At 34.4% G+C, this 20,171-nt stretch carries 21 protein-coding genes; 3 read left to right on the top strand and 18 right to left on the bottom strand.

The genetic code is table 11. From position 1 onward, the window contains the following. Positions 1-153 precede the first annotated feature (153 nt). The 3 genes from ICV38_RS01845 to ICV38_RS01835 form a co-directional block, all read right to left on the bottom strand. The gene (locus ICV38_RS01845) at positions 154-966 is read right to left on the bottom strand and encodes a hypothetical protein (protein ID WP_215382071.1); all 813 of its coding nucleotides are present in this window, start codon (positions 964-966) and stop codon (positions 154-156) included. A gap of 17 nt (positions 967-983) precedes the next feature. Further along, positions 984-1,334 (bottom strand): type II toxin-antitoxin system RelB/DinJ family antitoxin, encoded by a 351-nt coding sequence (locus ICV38_RS01840; protein ID WP_215382070.1) that lies wholly within the window; start codon positions 1,332-1,334, stop codon positions 984-986. 134 nt (positions 1,335-1,468) lie between these two features. Continuing rightward, a complete protein-coding gene (locus ICV38_RS01835) occupies positions 1,469-1,702 on the bottom strand; it encodes a helix-turn-helix transcriptional regulator (protein ID WP_256441291.1) in 234 nt (77 codons plus the stop codon). Between the two features lie 71 nt (positions 1,703-1,773). Between ICV38_RS01835 and ICV38_RS01830 the strand changes: the two genes are divergently transcribed. After that, positions 1,774-2,718 (top strand): YqaJ viral recombinase family protein, encoded by a 945-nt coding sequence (locus tag ICV38_RS01830; protein WP_215382068.1) that lies wholly within the window; start codon positions 1,774-1,776, stop codon positions 2,716-2,718. Continuing rightward, positions 2,715-3,485: a hypothetical protein gene (locus ICV38_RS01825; protein ID WP_215382067.1), complete on the top strand. Its 771-nt coding sequence runs from the start codon at positions 2,715-2,717 to the stop codon at positions 3,483-3,485. The genes ICV38_RS01830 and ICV38_RS01825 overlap by 4 nt, the downstream gene beginning before the upstream one ends. A 47-nt stretch (positions 3,486-3,532) precedes the next feature. On the opposite strand, the gene ICV38_RS01820 is transcribed toward ICV38_RS01825, so the two are convergent. From ICV38_RS01820 to ICV38_RS01810, 3 genes are all read right to left on the bottom strand, one after another. Further along, positions 3,533-4,909, bottom strand: a complete 1,377-nt coding sequence (locus ICV38_RS01820) for an MBL fold metallo-hydrolase (RefSeq protein ID WP_215382066.1) — start codon at positions 4,907-4,909, stop codon at positions 3,533-3,535. An 88-nt stretch (positions 4,910-4,997) separates the two neighbouring features. Beyond that, positions 4,998-6,938 (bottom strand): nucleoside-diphosphate sugar epimerase/dehydratase, encoded by a 1,941-nt coding sequence (locus ICV38_RS01815; protein WP_215382065.1) that lies wholly within the window; start codon positions 6,936-6,938, stop codon positions 4,998-5,000. Between the two features lie 57 nt (positions 6,939-6,995). Beyond that, a complete protein-coding gene (locus tag ICV38_RS01810) occupies positions 6,996-7,556 on the bottom strand; it encodes a sugar transferase (RefSeq protein ID WP_215382064.1) in 561 nt (186 codons plus the stop codon). 3 nt (positions 7,557-7,559) lie between these two features. Here ICV38_RS01810 and ICV38_RS01805 point away from each other — a divergent pair, with 3 nt between their 5' ends. After that, positions 7,560-8,396 carry a class I SAM-dependent methyltransferase gene (locus ICV38_RS01805; RefSeq protein WP_215382063.1) on the top strand — a complete coding sequence of 279 codons (837 nt, stop codon included), beginning with the start codon at positions 7,560-7,562 and terminating at the stop codon, positions 8,394-8,396. A 56-nt stretch (positions 8,397-8,452) separates the two neighbouring features. Here ICV38_RS01805 and ICV38_RS01800 read toward each other — a convergent pair whose 3' ends face one another. The 12 genes from ICV38_RS01800 to ICV38_RS01745 are packed head-to-tail and all read right to left on the bottom strand — an operon-like array spanning position 8,453 to position 20,168. After that, complete coding sequence (locus ICV38_RS01800) at positions 8,453-10,477, bottom strand: acyltransferase family protein (protein WP_215382062.1); 2,025 nt, start codon at positions 10,475-10,477, stop codon at positions 8,453-8,455. A 43-nt stretch (positions 10,478-10,520) separates the two neighbouring features. Further along, on the bottom strand, positions 10,521-11,237 hold the full coding sequence (locus tag ICV38_RS01795; protein WP_215382061.1) for a transaldolase: 717 nt from the start codon (positions 11,235-11,237) through the stop codon (positions 10,521-10,523). Beyond that, positions 11,227-11,772, bottom strand: coding sequence for an HAD-IIIA family hydrolase (locus ICV38_RS01790; protein WP_215382060.1), 546 nt, complete (start codon positions 11,770-11,772; stop codon positions 11,227-11,229). The genes ICV38_RS01795 and ICV38_RS01790 overlap by 11 nt, the downstream gene beginning before the upstream one ends. 1 nt (position 11,773) lies before the next feature. Then, positions 11,774-12,370, bottom strand: coding sequence for an SIS domain-containing protein (locus ICV38_RS01785; RefSeq protein WP_215382059.1), 597 nt, complete (start codon positions 12,368-12,370; stop codon positions 11,774-11,776). After that, positions 12,371-13,060, bottom strand: a complete 690-nt coding sequence (locus tag ICV38_RS01780; RefSeq protein ID WP_215382058.1) for a sugar phosphate nucleotidyltransferase — start codon at positions 13,058-13,060, stop codon at positions 12,371-12,373. Continuing rightward, entirely contained in the window at positions 13,060-14,022 is a 963-nt protein-coding gene (locus ICV38_RS01775; RefSeq protein WP_215382057.1) for a GHMP kinase, read from the bottom strand. Before ICV38_RS01775 ends, ICV38_RS01780 begins: the two co-directional genes overlap by 1 nt. Before the next feature lie 37 nt (positions 14,023-14,059). Next, positions 14,060-14,848: a glycosyltransferase gene (locus tag ICV38_RS01770; protein ID WP_215382056.1), complete on the bottom strand. Its 789-nt coding sequence runs from the start codon at positions 14,846-14,848 to the stop codon at positions 14,060-14,062. Between the two features lie 17 nt (positions 14,849-14,865). Further along, entirely contained in the window at positions 14,866-15,825 is a 960-nt protein-coding gene (locus ICV38_RS01765; protein WP_215382055.1) for an NAD-dependent epimerase/dehydratase family protein, read from the bottom strand. Further along, a complete protein-coding gene (locus tag ICV38_RS01760) occupies positions 15,826-16,512 on the bottom strand; it encodes a bifunctional 2-polyprenyl-6-hydroxyphenol methylase/3-demethylubiquinol 3-O-methyltransferase UbiG (RefSeq protein WP_215382054.1) in 687 nt (228 codons plus the stop codon). After that, positions 16,512-17,804, bottom strand: coding sequence for a hypothetical protein (locus tag ICV38_RS01755; RefSeq protein WP_215382053.1), 1,293 nt, complete (start codon positions 17,802-17,804; stop codon positions 16,512-16,514). The genes ICV38_RS01760 and ICV38_RS01755 overlap by 1 nt, the downstream gene beginning before the upstream one ends. Continuing rightward, positions 17,791-19,083 carry a lipopolysaccharide biosynthesis protein gene (locus tag ICV38_RS01750; RefSeq protein ID WP_215382052.1) on the bottom strand — a complete coding sequence of 431 codons (1,293 nt, stop codon included), beginning with the start codon at positions 19,081-19,083 and terminating at the stop codon, positions 17,791-17,793. The genes ICV38_RS01755 and ICV38_RS01750 overlap by 14 nt, the downstream gene beginning before the upstream one ends. Next, positions 19,080-20,168 carry a glycosyltransferase family 2 protein gene (locus ICV38_RS01745; protein ID WP_215382051.1) on the bottom strand — a complete coding sequence of 363 codons (1,089 nt, stop codon included), beginning with the start codon at positions 20,166-20,168 and terminating at the stop codon, positions 19,080-19,082. Before ICV38_RS01745 ends, ICV38_RS01750 begins: the two co-directional genes overlap by 4 nt. Positions 20,169-20,171: the final 3 nt, after the last annotated feature.

The raw sequence follows: 20,171 nt of genomic DNA, 5'->3' as shown, positions 1-20,171 counted from the left end.
TTATATCAATAATAAGGCTCAGTTTTTGTATTAATTTGTCCCGCAAAATACTTGCAAATCCTGATACTGATTCAATTTTTTACTCATTTGTTTTTTCATTTTTTGATTTCTTTGAACCCGGCAAAGAGCCTATGGTTCTCTGCATCCTAAGAGTTAGTGCTTGCTTTCACCGCCTTCTACACCCGCTAATTGTGTCAAAACAGGTGAAAATACCACTTGGCTTTTTTTCAGGCGCTCATACGCAGCCAACTGTTTTCGAAAATCAGCGCGCGCTTTAATGCCTAAGCTTTTCAAATGCTCTAATCGCGAGCTTTCTGACTCTTGAATAAAATACCAAGACTCCACCCATGGCAAGGCAGCATTACGAATTGATTTCCATTGGGAAATAAAGTAAGCCTTGTGATAAACCTTTTTGAGTAATTTCCATAGTTGCTCAGTATTGCTCTGCCAAATAGCTGCTAAGGTTTTCGATGCAATATTGCAGACATCTGGATGACCCAGTTCCTTAGCCATCAAATCAGCACAATAAAATAATTGTGGATATTTACTGTAGACGGCAGCTAAGTTGGGGATAGAGGCAAAATTTTTCCGACAATCCTCGTATTCCTGACATACTTTTCGCGAATACGCCGCAACACTCGCTTTTATAGTGTGCTTCATATCGGTAAGCCAATCTGGCAAGTTCACGCAAAACTCTTCTGGAACATTAGCTACTTGCGCCACCATCTGCGGCGTGAGACGGTCATAAATTTTTTGACGCTGCGCGTAAATTTGATCATCATGACGGCGCACACGCCAAGCATCATCAGCAATATCATTAGCAAGGTGTCGCTCTAAATCATTTTGTGGATTAAGGCTGGCAACGGTATTGCGCCGAAAACGCAAATAATCTCGACGATTTTCAAAAGGCAGTAGGGCTTCCTTAGTAAAGAGCCCATGTTTTAAGGCGTTATATTTCATTGTCATTTTTCACTCCTATTTTTTTATGGATTCCGTGCCTTATTTGCTTTAACTGGTATTGCGCTAAGTAATCCCTTTCTTGCATCACCGCTTGAAGGATTAGCTTTCGAGTCAAAATCGTCACCAAGCAGTCCTGCAAACGCTTGCGCGCTGACTTGCCCGCTATTGATCATGTGTATGAGCGCCGCTTTGATGCCGCTCACATCCTGATGAGTGGATCGATTAAGCTCAAACGGAAAAGTGCCATCTTCAGCAATTCGCTTTAAAAATAAACGGATGGCCGTCGATAAGGTCATACCTATTTGATCTAAAACCAAAGAAACCTTTTCTTTGGTTTGCTCATCGATACGACAACGTACGGTGACTTCAAGCATTGAATACTCCTGTAGCATTAATAAGCTACATTGTAGCTACAATTTTATTTAAGCGCAAGCAATTCCCCAATTTCATTTTCAAGAATTAAAAAGGTGAATTAAATCAGAGGATTAGAAAAGTATGCTCAATACAGCTAGGGTCGCCAGCGCACCCCTGCCCCGCTATCAGCCGTGCCGATGAATTCAATCCCCGCCTCTTCCAAAACCTTCTGAACTGCATCCAATGTTTTTACCTGTCCAGATGGAATGCCGTTAGAAGATTCCATTCGTACAACAGTTGTATAAGCAACCCCAGAGAGCTCAGCAAGCTTGGTTGCCGTCATTCCAACAAGAGCTCTAGCAGCTTTTATTTGACCACTTGTAATCACAATAATTTCTGACTATAATAGGATATATTGTTCTATTAAAAGAACTTAATATTGTTTATAAAGGATAAAAAATGCTTATTAATCAAGATTTTAGCGTAGATCGGTCTAAATTTGTAGGCGGCTCTGACATTGGTGCCATTTTGGGTCTGTCGCGCTTTCGATCACCCCTGCAGGTCTGGATGGAAAAGACGGGTAAGGAAACTTCTACGACCGATTCCTTGCCGCTGCGCTTTGGCTCTTTTGCTGAAAGCTTTGTTGCTAGTGAGTATTGCCGCGCAACTGGCCTAAAGCTCGTTCATGATGAATCAGCTTTTATCCATCCAGAGCATTGCATGTTTTGCGCGCATATCGACAGGCTGGTGATGGGTGATAGATTAGATTGTCCACCTACCAAAATTTTGGAGTGCAAAACCGCCAATCCTTTTGTATCTGGTGATTGGGGGATAGCAGGTTCTGATGAAGTGCCCCTGCCCTACCTATGCCAAGTGGCTTGGTATCAAGCTATTACCGGGATTGAACAAGCAGACCTTGCAGTCCTCTTTGGCAATCATGACTTTCGGATTTATGAAATTGCTAGAGATAAAGAACTTGAACAAATGATCATCCAAAAGGCGTTGTTCTTTTGGCATGAGTATGTTCTTAAAGACATACCGCCACCAGCAATGAACGAACAAGACTGCCATACTCTTTTTAGCAAAGGCGATCCCAAGAAAAGTATAGAAGCTAAAGCAGATACTTTTGATCTGACCAAACGCTTACAAATACTCAATTGTGAGATTGATAGTCGAGAAGCTGAGATATCGCACATTAAACAAAGCATCATGAGTGAACTTAGAGAAGCGGAGACCCTAACCTATCAAGGAAAGGTGTTAGCCACCTGGAAAGCCCCAAAACCATCATTGAGGTTAGATAGCAAGCGCTTAGAAGCAGAGCACCCAGAGCTCGCTAGCAATTACAAGATTGCAGTACAGAATAGTCGACGCTTAGTAGTAAAGCAACTGGGAGATCGATCATGAAAGCTGCTATGACTAAAACCAGCAAAGCCGGTAAAGGGATCCATACCCTCAAAGAGATCTTAGAGCGGCAAGAAGCAACTAAGAGTAAATTAGTTTCTACGGTATTGACAGATAAAGATGTGGATGCAGGCGATCGTAGCCAAGTAGATCCGTTACCAAGCTTATTTAACACTACTGAAGATGATCCGTTTGCAAGCACTGATCTAGAAGGCGTTGCAAGAACGGTTCAGTTTGGTGGTGAAGCATTACCTGCGCCTAATCAAACTATTACTAACCTAGCAGAACCTATCCTTGTATTTAATGAACTCATTAACCAGGAAGTTGCTAGCGCAGCTGCTGTACTAGAAATAGATGAGGCGCAACTAAAGGCTTGGATCGATTTACAGATTGAAGTGCCGGCAAAAACCATGTTGCATTTACTACGCACCATACAAAATCTGCATTTAGATCCTCTTAATGAAGAACTTGGGATTACCCAATACGAAGATGGATCTTGGCAAGTCTTTATTACGATTGAAGGATGCTCAAAGTTACTCAATAGCCATCCTCAATTTAATGGCCTAGTCTTTAACCAGGCAGAATGCCTAGTAGAAGGCGTTCCAGAGTGGATTGAATGCTCTATTTTTAGGCGCGATCGTATGATGCCCATTACGATTCGAGAGTACTTTATAGAGGTGCGTAATGACAAGGAGATCTGGAAGAAGATGCCTAGAAGAATGCTGCGGCACCGGGCACTGCAGCAGTGTGTGAGGTTGGCGATAGTGTGATTTATCCCAAATGCAATATGCTTTAGTCATACCCCATTTATAGATAACTAATTTGAAGACACGCCTTGCATTCTCGCTTTTACCTTCATTAATCTTCGCATAAATATAAAAATTACATCAACATTAAAGATTATTGATGATTTGAGATAAATTCCCAGATTATTTAAATTTTCTAAGGCGAAGACCTTCGATAATTTACTAAATTCACCGGCTTTAACTTCATCAAAACATCCATTAACAGTAAGAGTATCAAATCCAAATGGATATTTAAAAATATAAGCCAAAGAAGCTGAGTGCATCGAAATTTCAGGCCGATCTTGGGAAATCTCCAATTTACCCTTTAGGAAATCAACCAGTACTACCATTTCTAGATCTTCTATTAATATTAAAATCGGCTTAAAAGCATTTAATCTGGGAATTTTAGATAGGATCCATATAAGCCATTGAGAATTTTTTTCTAAAATTCGATTCCGATATCGATGAAATAAATCTTGCAGGCCAATCAATGATGAGGGGTCAATAAAAGTAGAAGCATGTGCTTCAGAAATTATTTTATAGGCATCATCCCAAAACTGTATAGATTCTACTTTTTGATCGTGGCCTTTAGGCGAGTGTACGACAGTAAGCCTTTCATATGGAGCTAAAAATATTACATCAAATGGGGCATTATTTTCAGCACAGTAAGCTAAAACATCCTTAGGTAAATTAATTGAATCGTTTAGATAAAAGTTTTTAAGATTTGAAAACCAAACAAAACTAGCAAATGGAATTACTACTTTCGCTTCAAATATTAAGCCTTGATTTAGCAAAGACCTTAGCTTTTCCCTTGCGGCACCTCGTCTCCATTGTAAATTCTCAGGACCACCTTTCCAGGCAGCATAACTAAATTGCGTCAAAAGTATGTCACAAGTGCCATAGCGTTTTCTAAAGTTTTTAATTCTATTTAACTCATGAAGAGGGCAATCGTTTATGTTAAAAATAGTGCAGCCATTGACGTATCCAATCAATGCGGAATCATAAAACTCATCTTTGATTATTTTTAAACTAAACCCATCCTCTATCTCAAATAATTCATTAGACTCAAGCTCTATTACAGACAAGCCAAGCCCCCTAAGAAACTGCACTACCCTTAAATCTTTAGTTTTTTGAAACAATATTTTTATCTCATGATCAATAAGAATCTCTTTATATTTTTTAAAAAAAGGAATTGAGAAATGATCTGGATGTTCGTGTGAAATCCAAATATAGTTTATATCTTCCAGCATCCTCTTGATGCAATCATCAGGATTTTCATAAAGAAGCCTCCAACCATCATGAAATACGGATCCTTCATACCAAGGATCTGTCAAAACTGAACTATTAGTCCCCCTAATAATCACAGAGGCGTGATTAATAAACTCGATGTTATTTTGTGTTAGCTTCATTCTTCTAGAATCATTAAGTCACATTAAATAATTTTTAAACTAGAGAAAGAGACCTTAAGTTGCATCAAAAATTGAATATTGGTCATATTTATGCCGTGACATTTGGAATATATTCAGGAACCAAATTTTTCAACTTTTCATATACTAATTTTAGATCATTAGACTCTAGTATCTCTTCAAGGGCCTTTAGCTCTTTATTCAGTTTATCCAAAGGAATAAAAGATTCATTACCTTTTAAGATTTTTGCATGTTTTGTAGGCTGCGGATCATTTCCAATCAACAGCTCTTCAAATAATTTTTCGCCGGGTCTTAAACCTATGAATTTAATTTCAATATCTCCATCTGGATGAAGCTCATCCTTCAGAGTAAGTCCTGACAAATAAATCATTTTAAGCGCCAAGTCATAAATACGGACAGGGGCACCCATATCTAAAATAAAAACCTCTCCCCCACTAGACATTGAACTTGCTTGAAGCACCAATTGTGCAGCCTCAGAAATTGACATGAAATAGCGTGTAACATCCGGATGCGTAATGGTAATAGGCTCTCTATTTTTAATCTGGTTCACAAAAAGGGGGGCTACAGAACCTGAAGATCCCAGTACGTTCCCAAAACGAACCATAGAAAATATGGTTGGTAATTGACTACTCTTAACAGACTCAGCCAAAGACTGAAGAATTAGCTCCGAGATTCTTTTGGTTGCCCCCATTACATTTGTAGGTCTCACTGCCTTGTCCGTACTCACCAATGTAAAATTTCTGACACCGCTAGCCATACTCAATTCAGCAATAGTTTTTGTACCAAAGACGTTATTACGTATACCTTCAACTGCGTTTTCTTCAACCAAAGGAACATGTTTGTAGGCAGCGGCATGGAACACCGTATCTGGGCAGTGTCTAGAAAAGACTCTTTTTATTGAATTAATATCTCTTATAGATAGTAGATAAGAAAAGATTTTTGTATGGTTAGCAATTGAATCTGATTCAGGGTGAGCCCCATCTAATTTTAGATTAACTCCAGGGAGACATTTTACTTTTAGCTCAGATGAAATCGTGTAAAGATTAAATTCGCAACTATCTACTAAGATCAGCTCTTTAGGGGATAGCGCAAGAATCTGCCTGCATAACTCACTTCCAATAGATCCGCCTGCTCCAGTAACCAAAATTACCTTATTAGAAACTGCATGAGAGATAGCAAGAGGATCTGGGAGCACCTCATTTCGACCAAGCAAATCAGGCATTTCAAGGTCATGTAAATCTGCGAGATTAATTTGGCCGGTTACAAAACTTACCACGCTGGGCAAAGTTCTTACCCGCACTCCACAACCCTCTAGCGCATTAATAACTTCAAGTCTGCGAGAACGCGATGAAGATGGCATTGCCAATATAAGATCTGTAATAGCAAGGTTATCAATAAGCGCCTTTAAATTTTCGCAGCTGTAAACACATATTCCATTTACAAAGTTTCCCTGAAGCCTAGTGTCATCATCGACAAAACCCTTAACAATTATGTTTTTGTCTATATTTAGACTAGCTAGTAACTGTCGCCCAGATTGACCTGCGCCGAAGATTAAGATAGATTTCTTTTTCCTTTCAATATTGGATCTAGAATAAGAAAATATAAAACGAATTAAATACCGAAAACTTCCTATTGCACAGAATAAAAGTATCGGCTGGATTATTCCGATAGACCTCGGAACATCTTCCACCCCAATTAGTGTAAAAACAATTAATGCAGTACAAAAAAGATAGATAAATGCTCTTACAGTTGACTTAAAAGCAGCAGATCCAATGTATCTAAAGACTTCGTTGTAAAGGCCAAAACAATAAAAAATAGCAGTACTTACAATTATTTCAAAGGCCATTGAAAGCCATTGGCTATTACTTTGAATAAGCCAATTACCGCTCAATAAATATATTGAGTACCAGAATGTTAATCCACTTAAAGAAATATCGACGAACAACACACAAATTCGCTTGAATCTTCTTGGAATTAGGGATATGAGTGTAATCAGTGCATTGATTTTCATGTTTGAATAAATTTGCCAATCCTATCAATAAAATTACATAAAAAATGTAGATGACTATTAGTGTTTGACCCCAGAATGTTCAATTACCTTAAAAAAAGTTAATATCAGTATTTGGAGATCAAATCTAAAATTTTGGCGTTCCATATATTGAACGTCAAATTTAACTTTTAACTCAACAGAAAGATCGTCCCTACCATTTATCTGCGCCCACCCTGTTAATCCAGGAAGCATCTTCTCTACGCCAAATTTTGTTCGCAGTGCGATTAAATCATATTGGTTAAATAAAGCGGGACGAGGCCCTACAAATGACATGTGTCCAACAAAAATCGACCATAACTGAGGCAGCTCATCAATACTATATTTTCTCAGAAAAGTACCGATTGATGTCATGTGTACGTCTGGATTGCGAAGTAAATGCGTCGCAACAACAGGAGTATCCACTTTCATGGTTCTAAATTTAGGCATTTGAAAAACCCGGTTAAGCCTTCCAACCCTATCTGACCAATATAGAATAGGCCCCCTAGAAGTTAATTTAATAGCAATAGAAGCGCCCATAATTACTACAGCCAACAAGGCAGATGCTAATATAGCCAACATAAGGTCAAAAATTCTTTTCATAAAATGAACATCAATTGGAAAACAAAATCTTTCATTTTTCTTTTAATAGACTTATTTAAAATTTATAAGCTATTGTATTTTATTCAAAAATATATAACAAAAAAATCTATCATAGAAATTCAATGCCTAAATCCAAAGTGGATCACTCACCAAAGTAATTTAAGCACCTTACCATCCCCGAAGATTATTGAGTTTGGAGCTGGGAAAAATCTTGCTCAAAATATATACTTATCTCAATTTGCTGAAAGCCAGCTTTTAGTGGATATAAGGTCAATGCTAGACATTAGTCTTGTTAATAATTCTTTTAATCAGCTTTCAAAAATTTGTACGAACCTTAAGTATCATGAATTAAGAAATACAGACGAACTCTTTAAGTTTCTAAAAATTACTTATAAAGCACCATTTAATTTAGTCAACAATTCATTAGAAGAAAATTCTTTTGACGCATGTATCTCAACAGACACACTTGAACACATTCCATTAAATGATTTAAAAAGTATTTTTCAGGCAATGAAGAGAATTCTTAAACCTAATGGACTTATATCAGCAATAGTTGATTATACTGATCATTATTCTTATTCTGATTCAAGTATAGGCAAGCTCAACTTTCTCCAGTTCGATGATCATTGTTTTGGAAAATATAATCATTCATCACACTACCAGAATAGACTGAGGCATTATGACTACTTATCGTTATTTAATGACCTTGGATACGAGTTATTAGCCTGCAAATGTGAAAATTCTGCAATGCTTCCTGAAATTATTTCCAATCAATTTAATCAATTGGATCCATCTATCACAGCAACTCAGGGTATATTTTTACTTAAAAATATAAAATGACTTTTAAAGTTACAAGCTTAAATTTATGATGGCCCGGCCGTATTGAGGTCAGAGCTTTATTGCTTGTTAATTTCAATAATTCCTTTTTTGATCATATCATTTATCAAAAGTAAGCTTGCTTTAGTATTTATGTGATTATTATCCCAATAAAGTAATTCATCATCACGTTTTCCATAACATTTATTTGCGTCACAAAAAATTGCATTTGGATCATAAATCCTAAGCGAGGGATAAGCCAATTGAATTTCTTTAATAATTTCTCTATAGCTTCCTTGCCTTTGTAAAACTTTTTCTAAGGACTGGGAGCAATCATTAAAGGTAATTTGCAGCGGCCTCTTTCGTAGACAATAATCAGGATCCTCACCTATTTCTGGAACTTGAATTAAGAAAATGATTTTTTTATTCCTTGAGCCAATGTAATTTAGAAAATTTATATATCCGTCTCTAAACATATCCTGCTGTCTTTCTAAGCTTCCATTGGAGGGTACTATTGAAAAACTATTTTGACCTTCTAGTCCATACCCTTTTCCCGTAAAATAATGAGGCCCTCTTGTTGCCACAATAATAGTATCGATAGATTTATATTTGATTAATAAATCATTGATTGCTTTAGGTAACTCATTACATAAATTATTTTCCACCCCCTTTGAGATTAATTTAAATCCAACAAGAGGCAAGCAGGATGGTACCCCGATCATAATACTATCTAAATTTACACCCCCTCGGAAGGATGCAGCATTTAATGCTCTAGCATGGCTGTCTCCAATAATCAAAACTTTGGGATTTGTTGTTTTAACTTCGCAATAAATACCTTCATCATAGGAAATACCTAAAATAGACTTGCAACTAATATTTTCAATTTTCTCAAATATTATTTTTTCAGAGTTTGACTGGGACTTAAATGAGCTTATGGAATCTCGAAAAGAAGCTCCATCTGTAAAGTACACAAAACACCCACTTAACCCAACAATAAGTAACGCACCAACTAAAACAGGTATTGACACTCTAAGTCTATATGAGCGTACCTTTTTTTCTAAATAGAAATAAGTCAACCATGATAGAAAAATTGAGAGCAGCAATAAACTAAATCTTAGGGTTCTATTAGGGAATTCTCCTTCTAAAATCCATGCGAAGCTCAATATTGGCCAGTGCCAAAGATAGAGTGGATAGCTAATTAGACCAAACCAACAAAGCAATTTGTTGGATAGAATCACCCTATTGACCCATGCGTCTTCACTAGAAACAATTATGAAAGTAGTTCCTAGTACTGGGAATACTGCGAATAATCCTGGATAAGGTAAACCAGAGTCAAATTTATAAATACCAAAAAGAAGTAAAGACAACCCCAAAATTGAAACGAAATTTAATATCAATTTTCTAGCAGGTTTTACTGCTACAGGTGAAATTAATTGTTCACTGTAGTTAGTTAATATTTTCAGTCTACCATTATGAATAATCCAAGCTATAAGACTACCCGAAATTATTTCCCAAATTCTTGTTATTGGTAAATAGAATGTTGCTTCAGTATTGATAGTAATTAATGCGATATTAAGTAAAAATGATATTGCAAGAACGGAAATTAATATTCCTAAAAATCTTCGACGAATATATGTAAACCATATCAGAAGTGGCCAAACAAGATAAAACTGCTCCTCTATTCCAAGGCTCCATAAATGTAGTAATGGCTTTGAATAAGCTGATGCATCAAAATATCCGGCATCTTTAAGCAATGCTATGTTTGATATGAACACAGAAGCAGCAGCTACATACCTTCCTAGAGGTTTGTATTCCTCGCTAAAAAGAGCAAACCAACCCAATACTAAGCAAAAAATTAAAACAAGCAATAGAGCTGGAGTAATTCTTCTTATTCTTCTAGCATAGAATTTAATGAGACTAAAAATATTATTATCTAGTTCATAAAATGTATTTTTAGCAATTAGGTAACCAGATATGACAAAAAAAATATCGACCCCAATAAATCCACCCTTAACCCATGCTGGAAAAGTGTGAAAGAGGACAACTGCAAGAACTGCAATTGCTCTCAGCCCATCAATATCTGACCTATATCCTAATTGACTCAAATTTGGATGCGTCTATTATTTGGAATTAATTTTTGAATCACGGCTACAAGATAGAATAACTCGATGCTCGTGCATCTTCATAAAACATCTTAACAGTATCTAGAGAATATTGATCAAGATCATAACCAATCATGTTAATCTTACTCAAGATATCATTTGTAGCTGTAATAATATGGCATCCAATATCATTCGCTTGAATTACATTTAATAGCTCTCTTGGACTTGCCCAAATCATTTCAGCATTTCTATTTTCCTTAATTAGATTTAGAGATGACTTTAAAGTTGAAATTGGATCTACTCCAGTATCTGCGATCCTTCCAGCAAAAATTGATACATAACTGGGCACCCCTGGATTCAGGCATTCAACTAACAATTCCACCTGCTTGACGGTCATAATCGCTGTTACATTAACTTTAACCCCATGATTTGTTAAGCGTTTTATTAGATCGTAACTAGTCTTAGCCTGCGTATTTGTAATTGGGATTTTTACGTAAACGTTTTTTGCCCAACTGGATATCTCAAGCGCTTGGCGCTCCATATCATGAAAGTCATCGGAAAATACTTCAAATGAAATTGATTTTTCAGTTATATGACTAAGCACTTCTTTTGCAAATTTTTTATATTCTAGAACCCCAGCTTTTCTCATCAACGTAGGATTCGTAGTCAAACCCTTTATATGTTCCAGGCTATTCATCTGGATCATAGTTTTTAAATCTGCTCCGTCAGCAAAAATTTTCACATTTAAGTCTTTAATATTCACAATTACCTTCTAGTTGTTTAATTTTTATACTTGCATCATAAAGGGATGTGGTCTCGAATGTAAATCCTATAGGTTGCTTTTCTTTATATCCATAATTTATAAATATAGTCTTACACCCAGACTGCAATCCTGCCTCAATATCCCTCCAGCGATCACCAATCATGAAGCTTTTTTTTACATCTATGTCATATAAATTAACTGCCTTCAATATTGACCCAGGCTTTGGTTTGCGACACTGACAATTATCATCATCATCGTGATAACAAGGAATTATTTCATCCAAGGGCAATATATCCATTAGATATTTGTTGATATTGTCAGCGCTACATTTGCTGATAATACCTCGCGCAATATCTGGTTGATTTGTAATAACTATGAGTAAGAAGCCTAACTTTTTTAGCAGAAACAAAGCCTCCCTTGCTCTAGGTAGAATTTCTACTTCAGCTAACGTAGAAGGAGGCTTGGGTACTCCATTATCTACAAATGCTCGATTTATAACGCCATCCCTGTCTAGAAATACGGCTTTTTTCGTCACTTTATTTTACTGACTCCCATTTTGTTTCTTTAATTTTTAACTTCGGATGGGAAACGATTAGATGCCATATGACAGCTTGAAATGCCTCTGAATGAGGAGTTACGTTGCTACTATTAACGGTTGGAATGATCAAGCATTGTTTTGATCGTTGCGCAGCGTAACCACCATCTCTTCCAACAACACCAAGAATGCCGGCGCCAATAGATTCGGCATACTTTATAGCCTCGACTAGATTTGGACTAATATTTTTTTCTAGACTACCGCCTCCTACTGAAAATATAAAAATTAAATCATTTTTATTTAACTTACTAATTCGCAACCATTCAGAAAATATTGTTGCCCATCCCTCATCATTGGCTCTTGCCGTTAATTCAGATACATTATCAGTTGGCGCATAACATTCAATGCCTAATATTTTTCTAAAATCATTTACTGCATGAGAGCAATTGGCAGCACTGCCACCAACGCCCAGAAAAAATATTCTACCGCCAGCATCTCGTGTTGACACTATTGAGTCAATCATACTTGATAAAACTTCTTTATCAATTTTATTTAAAATATCAAGTGATTCTTTCAGATGACTTTCTATGTATTGCATTTAATTCCCCGTTAGAAAAATGTTAGTATCTTTGATTCCATTGAAAGATCCAATTTCATAAAATCTTTCAAACACCTCAAATCCAGCCAATTTATTTTTAGCAGCAAGCGAAGAATAAATTTCTGTAAGATCAAATTTTGTTGGCCGATCATCAAAAAGAGATTTTCTCAATACTCCTAGCCCATAATCTATGTGCCTCATTTCACTTTTTGATATTTTTTTATCGTACTCTAAAACTATATCATTGGAGAATCTAACATTGCTCTTATCAAACTTTCCATTATTTTCAAATACAGTCATTAGTGCTGAATAATTTTTTGAAAAGAAAAATTTTTCGATAGTTTCGTAATTAATTGGCAAATAGGAATCACCATACAGAACAAAAAAAATATCTGTCAGAAGTGGCAAGGCTTTCTTGATTGCACCCCCGGTGCCAACTAATTCATCGCCATCATGGGAATATGATATTTTTAAACCAAATCCATCTTTACTTTCAACATAATTTCTAATTTCATTACCCAAATATCCAAGACACATAATTACGTTTGTGATTCCTTGTTTTTTCAGATAAATTAACTGATGCGAGATAAATGGTTCACCAGCAATCGTTATCATAGCCTTAGGAACCGTCTCGGTATAGGGGCGCAATCTAGTTGCTAAACCTCCAGCAAGTATCACGACTGGAAGCATCACATACCCGATATCAATTTTGTACCCTCAAAATCAAAACTGAATGGCACCTCAGTTAATCCCTGAGATTTCATTTCAGATCTCAGCCTTTCCCGATCAAAGGCCAGAAACATTAAGAAACCTCCACCACCTGCACCCACTACCTTTCCTCCAATAGCACCATTTCGGATTCCATGGTCATACCAATCATTAATATTTTCATTGCTCATGCCAGCTGATCGTCTTTTTTTGTGCTCCCAATGTTTATGCATTAATGCGCCAAAATGCTTAAGATTCCCACTTTCTAATGCAATTTTGCTTTCAAGGCCAAGCTCTTTTACAAAATGAAGATTTTCTATCATTTCTTTATCATTGCTTTGTGAGCGATCTTTTTGATCTTTCAATATCGAACTAGCTGATCTTGAAAATCCAGTAAAAAATAGTAATAAATTTTTCTCAAGCTCATTCAGGATATCCGGGCTAATATTAAGGTCTTCCACGCTCACACTATTATCAGCATGAAATTTAAAGCATCTCAAGCCGCCATATGCTGCAATGTATTGATCTTGTTTGCCGATAGGCTCACCAAGAACATCAATTTCTAAGTGACAGGCTAGCTTTGCAAGCTCTTCTTTTGATAATTCTATATTTTTTTGCACGTAAAGCGCCTTCAAAAGGGCTGTAGTGAAGCTTCCCGAAGAGCCAAGACCAGTTCCCGATGGAATTTCAGCCATGGTGGTAATTTCAATCTGAGGATCAGGAATCCCACTAAGTTTTAACGATTCTCTAATGATTGGATGAGACACATCATCTATATTTTCAACACTCTCAAACTGCGAGTATTTTAAAATAATTTTTTTTGCAAATGGAGTAAGTAAATTAATATACACATATTTATTGATTGCACCGGCGATCAAAAAACCTTCGTGTTCTCTATAATATGATGGTAAGTCTGTTCCGCCACCTCCCAAAGAAATTCTCAATGGGCTTCTACAAAAAATCATATTTAATCCATTAATTTTATATTAGTAATTTCTTATAATTATAATAGTTATAAAAATATTTATGAAAGATTTTTGGTGTAATTAAAAAAGCCAATGAAATTGCAATACCAAGGAGTCTTTGAAATATATTATTGGCTCTAAAATATCGTAACTTAACTAGCAAGTTAAAATACCAATTCAATCTATCCCTACGGAACTCATTGGCCACTCGATGCTGTATCAAAGGAGTTTTTAGATTATGAAAATTAACGCCATCGCCGATTAGCCTCATCCACATTTCATAATCTTCGGACCTTTGAAATCTTTCGTCATAGCCTCCGCTAGGCACAACTATATCCCTTCTCATCATTACACTTGCATGAGAAATTGGATTCCTAATTGCCCCTGCTAGAGCAATTTCCTTATGCATAATTGGATAATTTCTAACGCCGATTAATGATCCAAATTGATCAATTAATTCAATCGAAGATCCAACCACTCCTATCTCAGGGTTGTGCTTTAAAAATGATACCTGCATATCAAATCGCCCCTCCTTGAGAGGATCATCTGAATCCACACGCGCTATAAATTCCCCATTTGCATATTTAAGCGCCAAGTTTAATGACTTAACAAGTCCTAATCTGACCTCGGGTCTTATTATTCTTACCCTTTCATCCTTTAGTCTAAATTGGTCAAGCAAACGCAGAGTTTTAATGTCTGTGCTTTCATCAATTACTATCAATTCAAAGAATTTAAAAGATTGATTAGAGATGCTACATAAGGTCTCATCCAGAATTTTGGAGTCTTCATTAAAAACCGGCAGCAAGCATGAGACTATCACCTTCAATCTTTATCACTCCTAGCGGCCAACATACTTCTTATTGCAGACCGCATTGCATCACGAGAGTTTAATTTAGGGATCCAGCCCAATTCCCTTAGCTTATTATCGTTAATTCTTACAATTGGAACATCTCCAGGCCAGCCATAAGGGGTCGAAGTAAATTCAAAATTCACATTTACAAGTTTCATTTCCTCAACCACAATTTGAGCAATTTCACGTACTGTTATGTAATCACCAGAAGATAAATTAAATGTGTTAACTCCCTTCAGTTGCATATTTGTAATATAAAAAATTGCCTCAATGACATCATCAACATGAACGTAGGATTTACTTTGGTATCCATCTCCAAATATATTTAATTTACTTGGTTGATCGCAAAGCCGGTTGATAAAGTCATAAGCAACTCCGTGAGTCTGGTTTTTACCTATTACATTAGCAAATCTAAATATCAAAGCGTTGATTTCAAACAAAGATGAAAACGCAGAAATCATTGCCTCAGCACTCAGCTTGGTGGCACCGTACATCGACGCAGGATATAAGGGTCCAAAATCTTCGCCTGGAGAAATTTCTCCTATATCCCCATAAACACCACTGCCCGACGAGTAAATAAGATTTTTTACTCCATTTAGTCTCATTGCTTCTAAGACATTATAAGTTGCCAAAACAGTTTGCTGGAGATCGAGAGAGGTACTTTTGGAACTCAAAGCTATATCAGAATTTGCTGCGAGATGAATAACTAGATCGCTATGAATAATTTCCTTACTCAATGTGTCAAAATCTAATAAATCAGCATTAATAAAATTATAACTGTATTTAGTAATAATATTTTTAATAAAATTAAATTTACCATTGGATAAATTATCATAAATAGTTATTTCAACATTTTGAAATTTATTAGAAATGAACTCAATAATATTACTTCCAATAAAACCTGCACCCCCTGTAATAAAAATCTTTTTCATTTATTTTTTTACTCCAATCCATATTTTTGATACGCATAAAATATCCCATAAACCATGAGAGCAAATTTTTCTTTTAAATGGTAACCAATAAACTAAATTTATAATAATTGCAATGGGAGAAAATATAATAACTCTAAATAAGTCACATCTACAGCCAATCCTCATTACTTTCATATTATTATTTTGTAACGCAGGTAATATCTCAGAATCATGGTAACAACGAATATGTGTTGGGTCATCGTAAAAATTGAGAAACCCAATAGCAGATGGATAGTTGATTGTTCTAGCACTTGGAGTTTCTATATAAATTAGACCATTTCTTCTTAGCTTGGAACATAATGAAGAAATAATAAATTCTCCATTTTTAATATGTTCAATTACGTGGCTTAATATAATGATATCAAAATGGTCTTCTGGAATTTTATCTAGCAAACCATCATTTAAGTCAAGCATGTAAAATTTATCAATATCCTTATATCCCTCGACGTCATCCTCCCAATATCCATTATCGACACCATGATATTCGGAAGTATTTATCCAGTACTTTGTTAATGCTGGAGATTGAGATCCACAACCAATATCCAATATTCGATACGAGGAATTTTCTTTGTTGATGTATCTCTTAATATATTTAAATCTTACTGGCTCAATTATTCTTTTGATTAACTTTGATAACTTAAAATACATTAATTAGTTCTCCGGAAATAATTAGCGTATGCAAACATGACCCACGGCATTGGAAGCGTTACAAGGCCAAATAATAAAAGCCACACAATTGCAGGAAAAATGAAAATATATGATTTATAAGAGCAGCTAAGTCTATTGGACTTACCAATAAAAACTAAAATAATTATAGTTGTAACAATTAAGCCAAAAATTCCCATATCATATGATATTAAAGAAAAGAAGGACTGTGGTTTAACAATATCTCCGTATGGTATTGTTGATGCAGAATACCCATAGTATGAAAAATCATGTATGTTGATTCCTATTGCATCTTGAACCAGCTCTCTACTCCCAGGAATGGCCCATGAAGCAATTCCATGACCCAATCCATAATTATCAATAATGCTCATATAGCCTAAAAGCAAAGGAAGTACCCTTGCTGAACCCAACTCTAGTGCAATGTCTAAAATAGACCTATCACTATCAAAGGCATCAATAATTTTATATATTGATAAAAAAAGGCGAGAATCTTCGCTATAATAAATGGAGATATTAATTAGCAAAAAAAGTACTGCTAGAGAAATTACTACAACTACCCACCTATATTTTTTTGAAATGATGAATAGATAAATTAGCAGCCCAAGTAGCATAGCAAGCAAATCGACACCCAATGTTGCTGATTTATTTAGATAAACCATAAATATGCAGGCCATAAGCGCCGTAAATGTTTTAATTAAATTCTTATCTTTGAAATAAAAGAAAAGGCCTGTACCGATAAACAAAATAATTGTTGGAGCTGAAATAGACGGTTCAGATGCCAAGAAAAAAGCACCGCGTCCATCATTCGTAGGGTTCACTAGAAATCTATCTGAAAATGCCAACTTTCCTATCTCTAGCAAAAATGGTTTTAGCAATGAAAAAAAATCATAAGTTTGAATTAGCCCTACTATTAACCAAATTAATAAGCTAAAAATATATACTTTATAACTTAAATATCCCATTCTATTGTAAATTGACAAATATAATAATATCGGACAAAAATAACTAAATCCATTAATTAATATATTAAAAATATTTTCATCATAAGTTATAACGGATAATATAACATATAGCAAAACCACTAAAAAAAATAGAATTGAAATTTTTAATTTATCATCTAATCTAATTTTAATACATATTAAATAAATACAAAAAATAGCGTATAAGGGTTGAGTTTCATAAGGCAGCAAAAAGAAAATAGTAGTGGGGAAAAAACATAACATAAAAATCATGTTAGTGATTAAATATTCATTGCGTATATTAAACTTTGACATTTTCTCGCCATAATTTCTTTAATATTATAATTTCCCAAGGTAATGAAATTATTAATATAACTGACGTAAATGCAGTAGCAATTCCTATCACTGAATAATTTTTTCCCATTAAGATTATCATTAATCCAGTAATAAAATTACAAATTAGATTAACATTCATTAATAGCTCTTTGCCGAAACTTCTAATCGCTATATTCAAGCAATTTATTAATTGAAGAGCGAGTATTCCAATAATAAGTATAAAAATTGTAGTTAAATTAGTAAATTTTTCAATTATATAAATATTATTAAATTTCATAATAAGGTATATAATATTAAATACTATAAGACATATTAATACTATTATGGTTGAGAATAATGATATTTTAAACCACTCTTTTTTTGCCTGTGAATAAATTTTCTTATGTACCAACTCTACTAATAAAGGATATTTAGTATATAAAATTGCAGCACCAATACCTTGAATCGCTGTTAAGGCCGACCAAGTTAGTCCCATTTTTCCAGCCGTTTCACTATCGTAGTAGTAATATATTACCGGAATAAAAAGATTAAAGCCGAAATACATAGACAGGTTAGAAATAGCCAATTTATTTTTCATTACCTTCAATTCTGAAAAAATAAAAATTTTCTTTTCACAATGATTTGAGTTCAGTATTATTTTTAATTTGTTTCTATATATTATGCAAATTAACATATCTCTAAAAATGCTAAATAACAATATACAGGCTATAGAATAAATTCCAAATCCATTAGCAATTAATAACCAACTTGAAATTGATCCAATGATTGCAAAATTTAATTTATATCCCTGTATTGAGCCTAAATGTCCCAATGACTCCAACAGAGTAATGTATGGGAGAAATAATATACTTAGAGATGTTAATGTAACAGAAAGGAACCATGGGTATTCCCAAAACCCTGTTATTCCCTTTAAACTGATAAATAGGTATCCAAATACTGATACTATTAATAAAAAAAGGGCTGATATGTTGATGTACCATTTTTTTGCATATTTAAGTAATTTTTTTAGCTCACCATTTTTATATAAAGATATATCTCTGTACTTACTATAATAAGTCATTAGTGCAGATGAAAATCCGCCCTCAAAAATAATTTGTATTCCCAAAATACTACTAATTAAATAGTAGTAACCCATTTCATTATCATTTAAATATTTTGTAAGAAAATATATTGATAAAATTCCGGATAATACAGACCACACTTTATTTATAACTGAAAAAATTACTGCTTTATCTATAATTGATATTATATTATTCATTTAATCTGAAATATTGCAGAAATAAATCCTTTTGATTTAATTCTATTTAATACATAAATAATAGTATTTTTAAAACCTTTTTCTTTTTGAATTTTTATTATTTTTTTTATATTTCTTATATAATAGTTAAATTTTCTAAATATAAAATATAGGTATGAAATATAGTACATTTTTTTCATTTCTTTATCGAAATTTAATATCTCAAGAATTTTTACATTAATTCGTTCAACCGGATATAAGATTAACATCTTTTTAGCCCTTTTTTTCATGGCCTTTATATATATACCTTTATGGTTTGATGTCATTAAATTGTAGTGTATTACAAAGGCAGCTTGGCCAACGCATTTATGCCAATCGTTATTCGATAATGTAAATGAATTTTCAGGTCTACCCCTAATGCTAATTATATTATCAGATAAGGCTACATTTCCTATGCTCGACAATAAGAATTGGGAGGCGAAAAACTCGTCCGGAAGAATGCCTAATTTATCTGCATATGACTTAGGTAAATTGTATGGGTAGTGAAATCCACCTAATTTTCTTAAATTTGGCACGTTGAATATCACTGAAGACCATGGAGGATATCCCATTCCATCGGAACCTAATATATTAATATATTCCTCTCCAGTTAATGTGTTCCATTTATTGATAATATATTTATTTGGAATATTAAGCATTTTTATTCCAATATTGTCTTCCTCGTATGCATTTCCTATACATAAATTACACTCCGGATCTTTTTCCATGATATCGACTGTCTCAGATAGAAAATTACAATCGATCCACCATTCATCATGCTGTATATTTACTCCATATTTACCAGAACATTGATCAAATCCAAATATCATATTATCCAATCCCCTAATATTTTTATCATGCCTAAAATATTTAATTATTAAATCGGGAGATTGAAATTCCTTAAATTCTTGCATAAGAATTTCTAGGCTGTTTGGGGAGCAATCATCACATAATAAAATTTCTATTGGTCTATAAGACTGATCTATGATAGATTGTATTGTTTTCCTTGTATAACTTGGATTATCATAGGCTGCTATAAAAACACTCACCAACACATTTTTATTCATTTT

The sequence above is a fragment of the Polynucleobacter sp. MG-6-Vaara-E2 genome, from assembly GCF_018687695.1.
Lineage (GTDB): Bacteria > Pseudomonadota > Gammaproteobacteria > Burkholderiales > Burkholderiaceae > Polynucleobacter.
Note: the sequence above shows the minus strand (reverse complement) of the source record. Positions and strands in the feature narration are given on the sequence as shown.